Source organism: Gramella sp. KN1008 (assembly GCF_004332155.1).
GTDB lineage: Bacteria > Bacteroidota > Bacteroidia > Flavobacteriales > Flavobacteriaceae > Christiangramia.
Genome location: NZ_SJDV01000002.1, coordinates 459287 through 473012 on the forward strand (window position 1 = coordinate 459287; position 13726 = coordinate 473012).

The window sequence follows — 13726 nt, forward strand, 5'->3', positions numbered from 1 at the left end:
TGTTACAGCATATCATATTCACCTCGCCTGAGCGTGGGTAGAAATATGATGATGATGTACAAAGTTCGTTCTCATTGAAGTTTCAAATCTAAACAAAAAAATTAAAAACAGGACTCCATTTGTAATTTTTAAGATTTGTTTTTAATTCCCCCCCAAGATCAGAGGCATTCCATCATCACCGGAACCAATAACCACCACCTTACTGTTCGGTGACTTAGCCAGTTCCAGGGTAGCCTGAATACCTTTTTCCTTTAAAACCTTTTCAGTAAGTGATTCGTTAAGGATCCTGTTGGCACGGGCTTTACCTTCCGCATCGATTCGCTGTCTTTCCGCTTCCTGTTCAGCCTTTGTTAAACGAAACTCATATTCAAGAGATTCCTGTTCCTGTCTCAACTTTCTTTCGATCGCCTCTTTAATGGTTGGAGGAAGCGAAACATCTCTTACGAGCACCTCATTAACCTGAACATACTGATCTTCTAACAAAAGATTGGTCTCATCGAATATCTCTTTCTGAATAGCTTCCCTTTTACTGGCGTATAATTGTTCAGGATTATAACGGCCTACCACTGCCCTCGTTGCTGAACGGATGGCAGGCTGTAACAGACGCTGAATATAGGCTTCACCTTTTTCCTGGTGAAGTTTCCCCAGTCTTTCATATTCCGGCTGAAACCATACAGATGCATCAAGACGTATTTCCAGTCCGTTTGACGAAAGCACACGCATCTCCTCATCTATTGACTGCTGTCTTACTTCATAAACAAACACCTTATTCCAGGGAGCTACCAGATGAAATCCTTCAGATAAAGGAGGCTGGTCTGTAACAACACCCCCGCCAAAGGTTCGGTAAAGAACTCCGGCTTCACCGGAATCTATTGTAACTGTAGATTTTGCAATAAAAATTATTAAAATGACGATACCGATGAATAAAGGTATGCCAATCTTGGGTAATCGTTCCATATATAAAAATTGAATTTAAATTAATCCTAAATATTTTCGGTAAAACCATTCAGCGGCAAGAATAATTATCAGGATAAACAATAGGTAATACCAGTCGATCAAAGGTACGTTTTTTTGTCGGCTTTTCTGCACCGGCCGGAACTTATCGTCATTAAGAAGACTACTAATAAGATCTTCTAACCTATCCGGGTAAATAAGACTGGTGGCGTTATTCTCTGAAAATGCCTTAAGGCCTTCCAGGTTTGCCGAGACAAACTGCTGTTCGGTATTATAATCTATAACCTCAAAACTGCCGGATTTAGATATATTACTATCCAGAACTGAAATGGTAAAAGCATAATTTCCAGGAGGAAGATCTCCTCCATCAAATTGGTAGAAATTGTTCTTCACCACCAGGTCTGAAGTAAAGCTTTCTTCACTCTCCTTATTAGTTACGGTTATCTTCAGGTTTTCACCGGCATCAAATTGATAGTTTTCGTCAAAATACTGGGCCGTGATGATCACATTCTGGTTGGCGTAATAAAAGTTCTCGTTCTCTATGGTTAATCGGTCCCGGGATCGTTTGGAAGAAAGATTCTGAACGAGTTTTCCAAAAAAATCATCGAACTCTTCAAAAGACTTATTATCAAGATAAGATTTTGCCCGCCAGCGCCAGATATTCTCGCCAAGTAAAAAACCTGACTTTGGTGAATTCTTTGAAACCCCAAGCAAAGGCTCTCCGGTCTTTACTCCCTGAAGTTCCTGATAAAGCATCACCCCGAATATTGAATTATCAAATTCCAGAGGGCCAAACTTATCTACCAGCGGAGGGAAATCATCAAAACCAATATCCTCAAACTGAAATGAACTGAAGGTGGGATTATATACAGGAAATATTTCCTGGGGCTGACTTGTAGCACTTCTTGTATAACCAAGACCAAGACTATTGAGGTAATTCCAATCGGTTTGGCTGCCGGTCAGTATCAAATAATTATAGTTTTCACCTAAGATCTCATCAATCACACTCTTAAACCTTCTGTTTGGCTGATTTATTATAATCAATTGATAATCTTTAAATTGTAAATTTTTATTGTCTAAATATTTTATGTCAGCTACACGTTGCTGATTACTTTCAACTGATTTCTTGATAGCACCAAGATCTGGATGCGGATTCTCACTTAAGATGAGCACTGAGGTTCTCTCATCTATCACTTCAATGGCGAAATTCTGCTGATTATTGACATTGTTTTTTTCATCTGGAAGAGCTTCGATCTCTACCCGGAAGCTTTTTACACCAAGAGAATTTGCAGGAAGATCGGTCTTTATAATTTGGGATCTAACATCCTTTGTAAATTCAACATTTGTGGAAAAAATAATACTGTTGCCAGATTTTATTCTAAAATTACTTTCTACAGGTTCCTGCCCTGAATAATTTAAAAATACTTCAACCGGAAAGCGATTGTTTAAAAAAGCATACCGGTTAGAGTTTATCCTTTCTATACTCAGGTCCTTATAAGTGATGGTATCTCCTATTACAATAGGAAAAATTCTGGTGTTCTCTTTGGACTTAAAATATCGAAAATCCCTTCCCAGGCTTTGGTTACCGTCGGTGAGTAATACTATGGCCGATTGTTTTCCCGAAAATATTTCCTGAGTTTCAGAAAGAGCCCTGTATATATTTGTCTGCCCGGCACTAAAATCAAGACTATCCTCTAAAGAGAGTTCTTCTCCGAAACTTATATGGTTTACTTCAAAATTTTGATTGATCTCAGTGTTCTCTGAAAGCCTGTTTGAGAGATTTTCCAGCTTTCCCTTTTCCTCAAGATAGGTTATAGATTGAGAATTATCAGCAAGAATAACGAGTTCGGGCTTTTCTATCTCATATTCTGTAGAGGTTATCTTCGGGTTAATAAGCAATAAGAGCACCAGAAACACAGAAAGCGTTCGTAGACCAAAAAAAACATAATCCTTTCGCTGCCAGTGCTGCTTCCCGAACAAATATTGAAAAAAAGCAAACCCCAGCGCTGCTATGAGAGCCAGGGTTATATATACTATAGTGAATATCGTCATTAAAGTTTGAAGTTATAAACTAGCAGCTCAAAGCTCCAAGTTAACTAAAATTTTCATCGCTATAAAAATTAATGAAAACCTGAAATTCTAACTTCCTACTTAAAGAATCTAACTTCTTTTAGGTATGCATCCCACCGTCAACATGAATTATCTGACCTGTAACATAGGAACTAAGATCACTTCCTAAATACACACAGGCATTAGCGATATCTTCAGGAGTTCCCCCTCTTTTAAGCGGAATAGACTCTCTCCACCCCTGAACTGTCTTCTCATCAAGTTTTTCGGTCATTTCAGTCTCAATAAATCCGGGAGCGATCACGTTGGTCCTTATGTTACGCGAGCCAAGCTCCTGAGCCATGGATTTTGAGAAACCAATAATCCCAGCCTTGGAGGCTGCATAATTTGCCTGTCCGGCATTCCCGGTAACACCAACAACAGAACTCATATTTATAATACTTCCGCTTCGCTGTTTCAGCATTGTACGCTGAACAGCCTTGGTCATATTGAAAATAGATTTAAGGTTCACTTCAATGACCTTATCAAAATCTTCTTCGCTCATCCTCATCAAAAGATTATCCTTTGTGATCCCGGCATTATTTACAAGAATATCGATAGAACCAAAATCCTCGTTCACCTTATCCACTAACTCCTGAGCTTCCTTAAAACTGGCCGCATTGGACTGATAAGCTTTAGCTTTTACGCCCATCCCTTCTAGCTCTTTAGCAAGCTCTTCAGCTGACTGTGCCGAAGAATTGTATGTGAAAGCGACGTTTGCTCCGTGCTTCGCAAAAACCTGTGCGATACCTTTTCCTATTCCACGGCTACCGCCTGTAATTATAGCATTCTTTCCTTCTAATAATTTCATATTGATTGATCTTGGTTAATTGACTATCCAAATATAACAAAACTGGACAGGCATCAAATAAAAAATCCTTCCGGAATATCCATTTTTCAGGACATCATCAGAAGGATATTTTTAAAAATATTTGTTTGTCTTAGCTATTTAGAACTTCAGCTACCTTCACTCCGATCTCAGCCGGAGAATCAACTACATGGATCCCATTTTCCTTAAGGATCTTTTTCTTGGCCTGAGCGGTATCTTCACTCCCTCCAACTATCGCACCGGCATGTCCCATAGTTCGTCCGGCAGGAGCAGTTTCACCAGCGATAAAACCAACAACAGGTTTTTTGTTACCGTTCTCTTTAACCCATTTGGCAGCATCAGCCTCAAGCTGACCACCAATCTCACCTATCATAACGATACATTCTGTTTCCTCGTCGTTCATCAATAACTCAACAGCTTCTTTAGTTGTGGTCCCGATGATAGGGTCTCCACCGATTCCAATAGCTGTAGTAATCCCAAGACCCTGCTTCACAACCTGATCTGCCGCCTCATAAGTTAGAGTACCGGATTTAGAAACGATTCCTACTTTTCCTTTTTTGAATACGAAACCTGGCATGATACCAACTTTTGCCTCTCCAGGAGTAATAACACCAGGACAGTTAGGGCCTACCAGTCGGCAATCACGGTCTTTGATATAATCTGCAGCTTTCACCATGTCTGCAACAGGAATACCTTCAGTAATAGTAATTATAACTTTGATTCCGGCATCAGCAGCTTCCATAATGGCATCTGCAGCAAAAGCCGGTGGTACAAAAATGATCGAAACATCTGCTCCGGTCTGTTCAACGGCATCAGATACCGTATTAAAAACCGGTTTATTAAGGTGCTTTTGTCCTCCTTTACCAGGAGTAACCCCACCAACTACATTCGTACCATATTCTATCATCTGCTCGGCATGGAAAGTACCTTCACTTCCGGTAAAACCCTGCACGATTACTTTAGAATTTTTATTAACTAAAACGCTCATAAGTGTTTTTTGATTTTGGTTTACAAAAGTATGTTTTTCCTTATAAAACCTAAAGCCATTTCAAACATTATTCTCTTCGTAATTGCTAAAATTCCCCTAAAATGGATAGAAATGAAAAAATACCAAACTTTTGGGTCCGGGATTTAAAGATTCGGTTAAACTCTAATTATCTGAAATTTCCACCTTCGATGAAGAATCACCTGTATTATTTACGTTTACATTAATATTCTTCTTACTTAAAACAATTTGTCTTGCTCGTTGAACCGAAATCTGTTTACCATTATAATAAAAGCTTCCACCAGCTGCTTCAACTTCATCAATCACCTTCTGAGGTGATGATGGCGGCGGAGGTGGTGGAATATTTCTCTCCCCTTCCTGCTCTGCTATCCTCCGATGCTTTTCCCTAGCTTCCTCCATTTCTTTACGCATTTCTTTGTGTTCTATTTCAATTTCTTCCCTACGCTGCTTTCTTTCTTTTTCAGTTAACTGCTTCCTTTCTTCCATTATTTCCTTTCGCTTCTCCTGTAGCTGTTTTCTATGTGCTATCACTTCCTTTCTTCTTTCCCTCCTTCTGGCTTCCATTCTCTCACTTCTTAACGCTTCTTCTTTCCACCTTCTTTCGGATTCTGCTTTCGGTGCAGGAGGTGCTGGAGGCGCATTCCTAGGTGACATTTTCGGTGCCTTTGGCGGTGGGGGCACCTCACCAGCATTCTGTGGAGAAGGCGCACCCGGCGGTGGTGCAACCTTCGCATCGGGAATTGGAGGAGGTGGAGGTAAAATGGAATTTCCGGTCACTTTGGAAAATCTGGTTTTTTCAAATTCCCTGTTCAACAAATTCAGAAGCCCCTCTTTCCCCTTCTCTGTCCTCATATGGAAGCTCATCTCTTTTAACTTGGCATCGCTTTTATCTTCCACCAGCTTATCCAGATGAGCCGCAAATGAATTTAATTTTACCTGGTTGTTATTAACAAATATTTTATCCTTTTCCAGTCGAATAGAAATTACATCCAAATCCTGGTCTTCTTTTATAAGAACTTTTTCCTCCTTAGCATCAACACTTTTAACAACTGGTTTGGCAACTATATCATTATTAAAGAAATAAATACATAAGGCCAGAAACGGGAGTAAAAATCCTATCCTGCTTAGAAAGCGTTTAAATGAAAAACTTTTTGAAATCATAATGATTCGTTTTTTGATTAATGAATTGCTTATTGAGCTTGATAATGAATTGTGATGAAAATCTGTACTATAATTCAGGAGTACATTGGAGTATTCAAGTGCATTCGCTTTTTTCGATACAACCTGCTGATCTGCAAGAAACTCATGGTTAAGTTTCACTGATTTCTTTAACCATATAAAAACCGGATTGAACCAGAAAATAACCTGCAAACTTTCGATGAATAAAATATCCAGTGAATGTTTTTGATCTACATGAGCCTTCTCATGCTCTATAACAGATTCTGAAATCTGATCATTTTCATATTCGCCTTTACTTAGAAAAATATAATTAAGAAAGGTGTGCGGAACCAACTTTTGCTTTAAAAGAACATAAATGTAATTCCAGTTCTTTAGTTGCTGATTGTTTTTAATATCCCTTTGAATGGAACGGAGGTTTTTAGAAAACCTGAAACCCATGATTAAAACCCCTATCATGTAAATAATTAATGCTATAGACACTAAATATGAATGCCAGTTTTCATTATGGTTACCAGGCCTGTTTTCTGAAACTTCAGAAAAAGGAATTACCATTACAGGGTCTTCTGCATATTCAACAGTATATGAAAATGTGATTAGAGGAAGAACAATTGAGAAAACCACAGATCCTAGCAGAAAGAAACGCTTAAAGCTGTGCATACTTTCAGCTTCCAGGAACACCTTGTAAAATGAGAATAATACAAGCAGACAGAGCAGGGATTTTATTAAATAAACTATCATGTCATTTGTTCTTTATCCGTTCGTCAATAAGCTTTCTTATTTCCTTTAACTCTTCTTCACTAAGATCTGTTTCCTTGGTGAAAAAAGATGCAAATTGAGAAGCAGAGTCGTTAAAAAAGCTCTTTATCATACCATTCATCTGCCTTGAGAAATAATTCCTTTTAGAAACTTTCGGAAAATACTCCCGGGACCTGCCCTTCTGTGTATAACCTACAAAATTCTTATCCTGCATCCTTTTCAGTAAAGTTGCCACGGTTGTTACTGCTGGTTTTGGTTCGGGATAGGCGTCTACGAGTTCTTTCATTAAGGCCTTTTCCTTTTTCCATAGGAGCTGCATCAATTGTTCTTCGGCGTTAGATAGTTCCATAACTAAATTTATTTACTCTACAAATGTAGAATAATATTTTAAATTCTACAAACATAGAACAAAAACCAAATAAAAAAAGCCCTCATAAAAGGGCTGTAATTAAAATCTGTAATGATCGAGTTAAGACCAGGGGCTTTCGTCAATCTCCTCGCCTAACTGGCTTATTTGAACACCCCTGTATAGCTTTCCGTCTTTTAATTCCCATATTGCAATGAAATGTGCCAGAGGCATCTCTTCTTCAGGGTTTTCTATGGTTCGAACATGATAAGTAAAGTTAATAGCCACCTCATCTTTATTAACTACTATCTTTTCTACTTCTGCCCTAAGGGATTCGTACGAGGAAGCAAGCAGGCTACTTATCTCAGCTATTCCCTCCAGGTTCAATTTCCTGAAACCGGTAGTTCCATACCATGACAATTCCACATCGGGATGAAGAAAACTCTCCAGAACCCCATCATCCTGATAGAAATTGGACTTATAGAATTTTTCAACAATTTCTTTAGTCTTTGAACCCATAGTTAGCTATTTTAATGATTTAACGATTTCCGGTAATTTCTTGATAGCCGCATATTCTTTCAACTTTGTTCGAACTTCTCCAAAGGGAGTCCCCCAATAAGTAGTATTAGGGTCAGTGTCTTTCGAAACGCCGCACTGGGCCATCAGAACGGTTCCTTTAGCAATAGTCACATCGCTTCTGATTCCAACCTGTCCCCAAATGGTTACATCATCTTCAACAACCACACACCCGGCAATACCAACCTGCGAAGCAATCAAACAGTTCTTTCCGATCACGGTATCGTGTCCAATCTGTATCAAATTATCCAGTTTTGAACCTTCTCCAATAATCGTATCTCCTGTTACCCCTCTATCAATCGAATTGTTGGATCCTATCTCTACGTTATCCTTCACTACCACTCTTCCGCCTGAAAGCAACTTATCAAAACCATCAGGTCTTTTCTTGTAATAAAAAGCATCACCTCCCAAGACGGTGCCGCTATGAATGATCACATTGTCTCCAATGACACAGTTATCACCGATATTCACACTGGAATGAATAAGACAGTTATTGCCTATTTTCACATTATTCCCCAGATATACATTGGGCTGAATGATAGTTCCCTCTCCCACGAAGGCAGAATCTGAGATCATCCCAGCCGAAGCCTGAAAAGGTTTAAAGTGTTTTGTAAGCTTATTGAAATCCCTAAAGGGATCATCTGATATTAACAAAGCCTTTCCCTTCGGGCACGCTACCTGCTTATTTATAAGAATAATAGTTGCCGCTGAATTCAAGGCTTTATCGTAATATTTCGGATGGTCTACAAAGACAATATCACCCGGGGTCACCACATGTATCTCATTCATTCCCCATACCGGAAAATCGGCATCGCCAACATATTCACTTCCTATAAGTTCCGCGATTTCCTTAAGGGAATGTTTCCTGGTAAACCTCATATAAGCCTTTTATTCTTTTATTCTTTCCTTATAAGTCCCCTTCTCAGTCTCTATCCTGATCTTATCCCCTTCATTGATAAAAAGCGGAACGTTTACTTCGAACCCGGTTTCTACAGTCGCCGGTTTAGTAGCATTCGTTGCTGTGTTACCTTTTACACCAGGCTCAGTATGAGTTACCTCGAGCACTACACTGGCAGGCATCTCCACGGAAAGCGGCATATTATCTTCGGTATTTATAAGAATGGTAACCACCTCTCCTTCTTTCAGAAGTTTAGGCATATCCAATGCATTCTCAGTTAGTCTAATCTGAGTATAATCTTCAACATTCATAAAATGCCAGAATTCGCCATCTTCATAAAGGAACTGATATTTATGAGTTTCCACTCTGATATCTTCAATTTTATGGCCGGCAGAAAAAGTATTTTCAAGTACTTTCCCTGTGGTCACACTTTTAAGTTTTGTTCTAACGAAAGCAGGACCTTTTCCCGGTTTCACATGAAGAAATTCCACGATCTTATAAATATCGTGATTATATCGAATACAAAGTCCGTTTCTAATATCGCTGGTTGTAGCCATTTTTATAAATTAATTTGAACTGAAGTATCCTTTCATGATACCTCTTTGTGAGTTTTTAATAAATTCCAGTATTTCATCCCTTTCTGCAGTAGCCTGCATTTCTGCTTCAATTATAGCCACTGCCTGGGAATTATTATAATTTTTCTGATAAAGAATTCGATAGATATCCTGTATCTCTCTGATCTTTTCAGTAGAGAAACCTCTTCTTCGCAATCCTATTGAGTTGATCCCAACATAACTTAAAGGTTCCCTTCCTGCCTTCACGAAAGGAGGTACATCTTTTCTTACCAGAGATCCGCCAGTCACAAAAGCATGCTTTCCAATACTGCAAAATTGCTGAATTGCAGCCATCCCGGCCAGGACTACATGGTCTCCTACATTGATATGGCCGGCAAGCGTACTGTTATTCGAAAAAATACAGTTATCTCCTACTATACAATCGTGTGCGATATGGCAATAAGCCATTATCCAGCAGTTATTCCCTACCACGGTCTTCATCCTGTCTGTAGTACCTCTGTTAATGGTAACACACTCCCTGATAGTGGTATTGTCTCCTATAACGGTAAGAGTATCTTCGTCGTTGAATTTTTTGTCCTGGGGAACTGCCGAAATCACGGCACCGGGGAAAATACTGCAATTTTTCCCGATACGGGCTCCCTCCATTATCGTAACATTGGACCCAATCCAGGTACCTTCTCCTATCACTACATTGTTATGGATTGTGGCGAAAGGCTCAATCACCACATTTTTGGCGATTTTTGCTCCCGGATGCACATATGCTAAGGGTTGATTCATATATTTTATTTAGATTTTACAATTTGGGCCATCAGAATAGCTTCTGTAGCCAGCTTGCCATTTACATAGGCATAGGCCTGCATCTGGCAGATCCCCCTTCTAATCGGGGCTAATAGTTCAAGTTTAAATATTAAGGTATCACCGGGTACCACCTGCTGTTTGAACCTTACATTATCGATTTTCATAAAATAAGTAAGATAATTTTCAGGATCCGGAACCGACTTAAGCGCGAGAATACCTCCAGTCTGCGCCATGGCCTCCACCTGCAAAACACCTGGCATTACAGGTTTCCCGGGGAAATGCCCCACGAAAAATGGCTCATTCATCGTCACGTTCTTAACCCCGATAACGTGAGAGTCTGTCAACTCATATATTTTATCTACCAGCAAAAATGGAGAACGATGCGGTAAGGTATTCATGATATCGTTTACATCCATCAAAGGTGGCTGGTTAAGATCTATTTTAGGCATATTATTTCTCTTCTCTGCCTTTATTACCTTAGCCATCTTCTTGGCAAATTCGGTATTTACATGATGTCCTGGTTTAGTAGCAATTATTTTGCCCCTTATTCTTGTACCCACCAAAGCAAGGTCACCTAGAACGTCCAGCAATTTATGTCTGGCAGCCTCATTGGGATAATGCAAGGTAAGATTATCTAAAATTCCGTTCGGTTTTACAGAAATATCTTCCCTATTAAAAGCAACCCTTAATTTTTTTAGTGTTTCTTCTCCAATTTCCTTATCAACATAAACAATTGCGTTATTAAGGTCACCACCCTTTATGAGTCCGTGTTCAAGAAGTGTTTCTATTTCATGCAGAAAACTAAAAGTTCTGGAATCGGCTATCTCCCTTTTGAAGTCTGAAAGGTGTTCCAGAGAAGCATTCTGTGTCCCAAGAACCTTGGTTCCGAAATCTACCATCGTGGTCACCTGGTACTCTTCGGCCGGCATCGCGATGATCTCGCTTCCGCTTTCTTCGTCACGATAACAAATGATCTCATTTACAATGTATTCCTCACGATCGGCTTCCTGTTCAACGGTTCCCGCCTTTTCCAGGGCTTCTACAAAGAACTTGGATGACCCATCCATGATTGGAGGTTCTGAAGCATCAAGCTCTATATATAAATTATCTATTTCCAGTCCCACGCAGGCAGCCAGTACATGCTCTGAAGTCTGAATGGTCACCCCATTCTTTTCCAGATTGGTGCCCCTTCTGGTATTTACCACATAGCTTACATCAGCTTCTACTTCTGGCTTATCGTCCAGATCTGTCCTTCTAAAAACATAACCTGTATTTTCGGGCGCAGGTTTAAAGGTCAGTTTTACTTCTTTACCCGTATGCAGGCCAACACCTTCAAGAGACACTTCCTCCCGAATTGTTGTTTGCTTCAAAATTCTATCAGCCATTATTAATCTTTTTTTCCAGTTGGTGTATAGTTTTCATGGTTTCAGGCAGATTCTTAAAATGAATATAGGATTTATTGTATTCGCTATATCCTATTGCAGGAGTTCCCTGCAGTTTTTCGTCATCTTTTATATCACGTCCAATTCCTGACTGAGCCTGTATCTTTACCCTATTTCCTATGCTAAGGTGACCGGCGATGCCTACCTGTCCTCCAATAAGACAATTCTTTCCAATCTTAGTAGAACCGGCAATACCCGTTTGAGCGGCTATAGCTGTATTTTCTCCTATTTCAACATTATGTGCTATCTGGATATGATTATCCAGTTTTACACCCTGCCTAATAATTGTAGATCCTAATGTTGCTCTGTCAATGGTTGTGACTGCTCCTATATCAACATTATCTTCAATAATAACATTTCCTATCTGCGGAACCTTGCTATATTCTCCAGTATCTCCAGGACTAAAACCAAATCCGTCAGCACCTATCACCGCTCCACTATGAATGGTACAGTTATTTCCAATCAAACTTTCAGAATAGATCTTTACTCCCGCAAAAACAGTTACATTATCACCAATCCTCACATTATCACCAATATAAACATTGGGATAGATCTTTACATTTTCACCAACAATCACATTTTCACCCATATATGAAAATGATCCAAAATACAATCCTTCACCATACTTGGCAGTGTCACAAATGTGACTGGGTTGTTCAATTCCAGCCTTATTAAGCTTTATCTGATTGTAATATTCCAGCAATGTGGAGAATGCCTTATAGGCATCCTTTACCTTGATTAGGGTAGTATTTACCGGATGATCTATTTCAAAATCACTATTTACAATAGTAATAGATGCATTGGTTGTATATAAGAATGAGGTATATTTTGGATTGCTTAAAAAAGTAAGCGATCCCTTAGAGCCTTCTTCGATCTTGGCAAGTTCAGAAACCTCCACTTCGGGGTTTCCTTCAACCGTGCCTTCTAATATCTCGGCTATTTGCGCTGCTGTAAACTTCATTCTGGCAAAAGTAAAAAAAATGCTTTAATCTCTCACTTTAGGATAACACATATAGAATTTGGTCACTGTATTGGTGAGGGCCTTAAGGTTTAGCTGATCTGAGACCTTAATTACATCACTGATCTTCCCATTCTTATGCAGAATATTGATATTGTTCTTCTCTCTCTTATAGGCCAGATTGGCTATTTCTCCTTCAAAAACAAAGTATGAGGCTTCTTTTTCTGAAATTCCGTATTTATCCTGAAGGGCTCTGGAACGTTTCTCTAATTTGGCTTCTGAAGGCCTTTTCTTTTTAATCTTGACCTTAAGAAGGTTTCTGTTGATTATCATCTCGCAAAGGTTGCTAAGTACAAAATCGTCAGAATACATCCATTCCTTCATTGCAGAGATCACATCATTATCATCAAGCCGTGAAAAGATTTCGAGCGTTTCATTAGTAAAGTTATCCCTGGTAATCTTATTTTCAAGAAAGTATAATAAAGCCCCACTTGCGTGCAACTTTTCACCTTTTTCAATAAGTTCCTTTGCTCTTTTTAAAACTCTGATAAGAAGCTGTTCTGCCACCAGACTTGTTTTGTGTAGATAAACCTGCCAGTACATAAGTCGGCGGCCTATGAGGAATTTTTCTACAGAATAGATCCCCTTTTCTTCGATCACCAGTTCATCGTTCACAACATTCAGCATGGTAATAATTCGCTCACTATTTATATTTCCCTCTACAGCACCGGTATAAAAGCTATCTCTTTTCAGATAATCGAGCCTGTCCATATCCATCTGACTGGAGATCAGCTGATTCATGAAATTGCGATCATAACTGCCTTTGAATATCTTTATTGCAAGCGTTAAACTTTGGTTAAAGTTGGCATTCATCTCCTCCATAAAAAGAAGCGAAATAGTCTCATGATCAACCCCTTCCACAAGACTGTGTTCCATTGCATGACTAAAAGGACCATGACCAATATCATGCATCAAAATAGCGATAAGAAGCGCCTCTTCTTCCGTTTCCGAAATCTCAACCCCCTTATACCTAAGCACTCGCACCGCTTTCTGCATAAGATGGACACATCCAAGCGCATGATGAAACCTCGTATGATGAGCTCCGGGATACACCAGATATGAAAGTCCCATCTGGGAAATTCGGCGTAATCTTTGAAAGTATGGATGCTCTATAATACGGAAGACCCTCTCATTCGGAATGGTAATAAAACCGTAAATTGGGTCGTTTAATATTTTAAGTTTAGTTTGTGAAGCCAAGCTATATTTTTGAGTTAATTTAAAAACAAAGATACATATATGAAAC

13 protein-coding genes are annotated in these 13726 nt (G+C 39.2%); all 13 read right to left on the minus strand.

All coding sequences use genetic code 11. The features are described from left to right. Positions 1 to 141: 141 nt before the first annotated feature. The 13 genes from EZJ28_RS05360 to EZJ28_RS05420 all read right to left on the minus strand — a co-directional run bounded on the left by EZJ28_RS05360 (position 142) and on the right by EZJ28_RS05420 (position 13680). Complete coding sequence (locus EZJ28_RS05360) at positions 142 to 957, minus strand: prohibitin family protein (RefSeq protein ID WP_131395691.1); 816 nt, start codon at positions 955 to 957, stop codon at positions 142 to 144. A gap of 15 nt (positions 958 to 972) precedes the next feature. After that, the gene (locus EZJ28_RS05365) at positions 973 to 3006 is read right to left on the minus strand and encodes a vWA domain-containing protein (protein WP_131395692.1); all 2034 of its coding nucleotides are present in this window, start codon (positions 3004 to 3006) and stop codon (positions 973 to 975) included. Between the two features lie 118 nt (positions 3007 to 3124). Beyond that, positions 3125 to 3871, minus strand: coding sequence for a 3-oxoacyl-[acyl-carrier-protein] reductase (gene fabG, locus EZJ28_RS05370; RefSeq protein ID WP_131395693.1), 747 nt, complete (start codon positions 3869 to 3871; stop codon positions 3125 to 3127). Between the two features lie 130 nt (positions 3872 to 4001). After that, positions 4002 to 4877, minus strand: coding sequence for a succinate--CoA ligase subunit alpha (gene sucD / locus EZJ28_RS05375; RefSeq protein ID WP_131395694.1), 876 nt, complete (start codon positions 4875 to 4877; stop codon positions 4002 to 4004). Between the two features lie 162 nt (positions 4878 to 5039). Next, positions 5040 to 6812: a M56 family metallopeptidase gene (locus EZJ28_RS05380; RefSeq protein WP_131395695.1), complete on the minus strand. Its 1773-nt coding sequence runs from the start codon at positions 6810 to 6812 to the stop codon at positions 5040 to 5042. Position 6813: 1 nt separating this feature from the next. After that, positions 6814 to 7179 carry a BlaI/MecI/CopY family transcriptional regulator gene (locus EZJ28_RS05385; protein WP_131395696.1) on the minus strand — a complete coding sequence of 122 codons (366 nt, stop codon included), beginning with the start codon at positions 7177 to 7179 and terminating at the stop codon, positions 6814 to 6816. A gap of 120 nt (positions 7180 to 7299) precedes the next feature. Beyond that, positions 7300 to 7695: a nuclear transport factor 2 family protein gene (locus tag EZJ28_RS05390; RefSeq protein ID WP_131395697.1), complete on the minus strand. Its 396-nt coding sequence runs from the start codon at positions 7693 to 7695 to the stop codon at positions 7300 to 7302. A 6-nt stretch (positions 7696 to 7701) separates the two neighbouring features. Continuing rightward, complete coding sequence (locus EZJ28_RS05395; protein WP_131395698.1) at positions 7702 to 8631, minus strand: UDP-3-O-(3-hydroxymyristoyl)glucosamine N-acyltransferase; 930 nt, start codon at positions 8629 to 8631, stop codon at positions 7702 to 7704. Between the two features lie 9 nt (positions 8632 to 8640). Then, positions 8641 to 9207, minus strand: coding sequence for an elongation factor P (efp, locus tag EZJ28_RS05400; RefSeq protein ID WP_131395700.1), 567 nt, complete (start codon positions 9205 to 9207; stop codon positions 8641 to 8643). Positions 9208 to 9216: 9 nt separating this feature from the next. Next, the gene (lpxA, locus tag EZJ28_RS05405; RefSeq protein WP_131395702.1) at positions 9217 to 10002 is read right to left on the minus strand and encodes an acyl-ACP--UDP-N-acetylglucosamine O-acyltransferase; all 786 of its coding nucleotides are present in this window, start codon (positions 10000 to 10002) and stop codon (positions 9217 to 9219) included. Between the two features lie 5 nt (positions 10003 to 10007). After that, a complete protein-coding gene (locus tag EZJ28_RS05410; RefSeq protein ID WP_131395704.1) occupies positions 10008 to 11408 on the minus strand; it encodes a bifunctional UDP-3-O-[3-hydroxymyristoyl] N-acetylglucosamine deacetylase/3-hydroxyacyl-ACP dehydratase in 1401 nt (466 codons plus the stop codon). Further along, positions 11401 to 12426: a UDP-3-O-(3-hydroxymyristoyl)glucosamine N-acyltransferase gene (gene lpxD / locus EZJ28_RS05415; protein ID WP_131395706.1), complete on the minus strand. Its 1026-nt coding sequence runs from the start codon at positions 12424 to 12426 to the stop codon at positions 11401 to 11403. Before lpxD ends, EZJ28_RS05410 begins: the two co-directional genes overlap by 8 nt. A gap of 24 nt (positions 12427 to 12450) precedes the next feature. Then, positions 12451 to 13680 carry an HD domain-containing protein gene (locus EZJ28_RS05420; RefSeq protein ID WP_207388432.1) on the minus strand — a complete coding sequence of 410 codons (1230 nt, stop codon included), beginning with the start codon at positions 13678 to 13680 and terminating at the stop codon, positions 12451 to 12453. Positions 13681 to 13726: the final 46 nt, after the last annotated feature.

Coding starts and splice junctions, on each gene's coding strand:
- EZJ28_RS05360 (WP_131395691.1), bottom strand. CDS start 957: ATGGAACGATTACCCAAGATTGGCATACCTTTATTCATCGGTATCGTC.
- EZJ28_RS05365 (WP_131395692.1), bottom strand. CDS start 3,006: ATGACGATATTCACTATAGTATATATAACCCTGGCTCTCATAGCAGCG.
- fabG (WP_131395693.1), bottom strand. CDS start 3,871: ATGAAATTATTAGAAGGAAAGAATGCTATAATTACAGGCGGTAGCCGT.
- sucD (WP_131395694.1), bottom strand. CDS start 4,877: ATGAGCGTTTTAGTTAATAAAAATTCTAAAGTAATCGTGCAGGGTTTT.
- EZJ28_RS05380 (WP_131395695.1), bottom strand. CDS start 6,812: ATGATAGTTTATTTAATAAAATCCCTGCTCTGTCTGCTTGTATTATTC.
- EZJ28_RS05385 (WP_131395696.1), bottom strand. CDS start 7,179: ATGGAACTATCTAACGCCGAAGAACAATTGATGCAGCTCCTATGGAAA.
- EZJ28_RS05390 (WP_131395697.1), bottom strand. CDS start 7,695: ATGGGTTCAAAGACTAAAGAAATTGTTGAAAAATTCTATAAGTCCAAT.
- EZJ28_RS05395 (WP_131395698.1), bottom strand. CDS start 8,631: ATGAGGTTTACCAGGAAACATTCCCTTAAGGAAATCGCGGAACTTATA.
- efp (WP_131395700.1), bottom strand. CDS start 9,207: ATGGCTACAACCAGCGATATTAGAAACGGACTTTGTATTCGATATAAT.
- lpxA (WP_131395702.1), bottom strand. CDS start 10,002: ATGAATCAACCCTTAGCATATGTGCATCCGGGAGCAAAAATCGCCAAA.
- EZJ28_RS05410 (WP_131395704.1), bottom strand. CDS start 11,408: ATGGCTGATAGAATTTTGAAGCAAACAACAATTCGGGAGGAAGTGTCT.
- lpxD (WP_131395706.1), bottom strand. CDS start 12,426: ATGAAGTTTACAGCAGCGCAAATAGCCGAGATATTAGAAGGCACGGTT.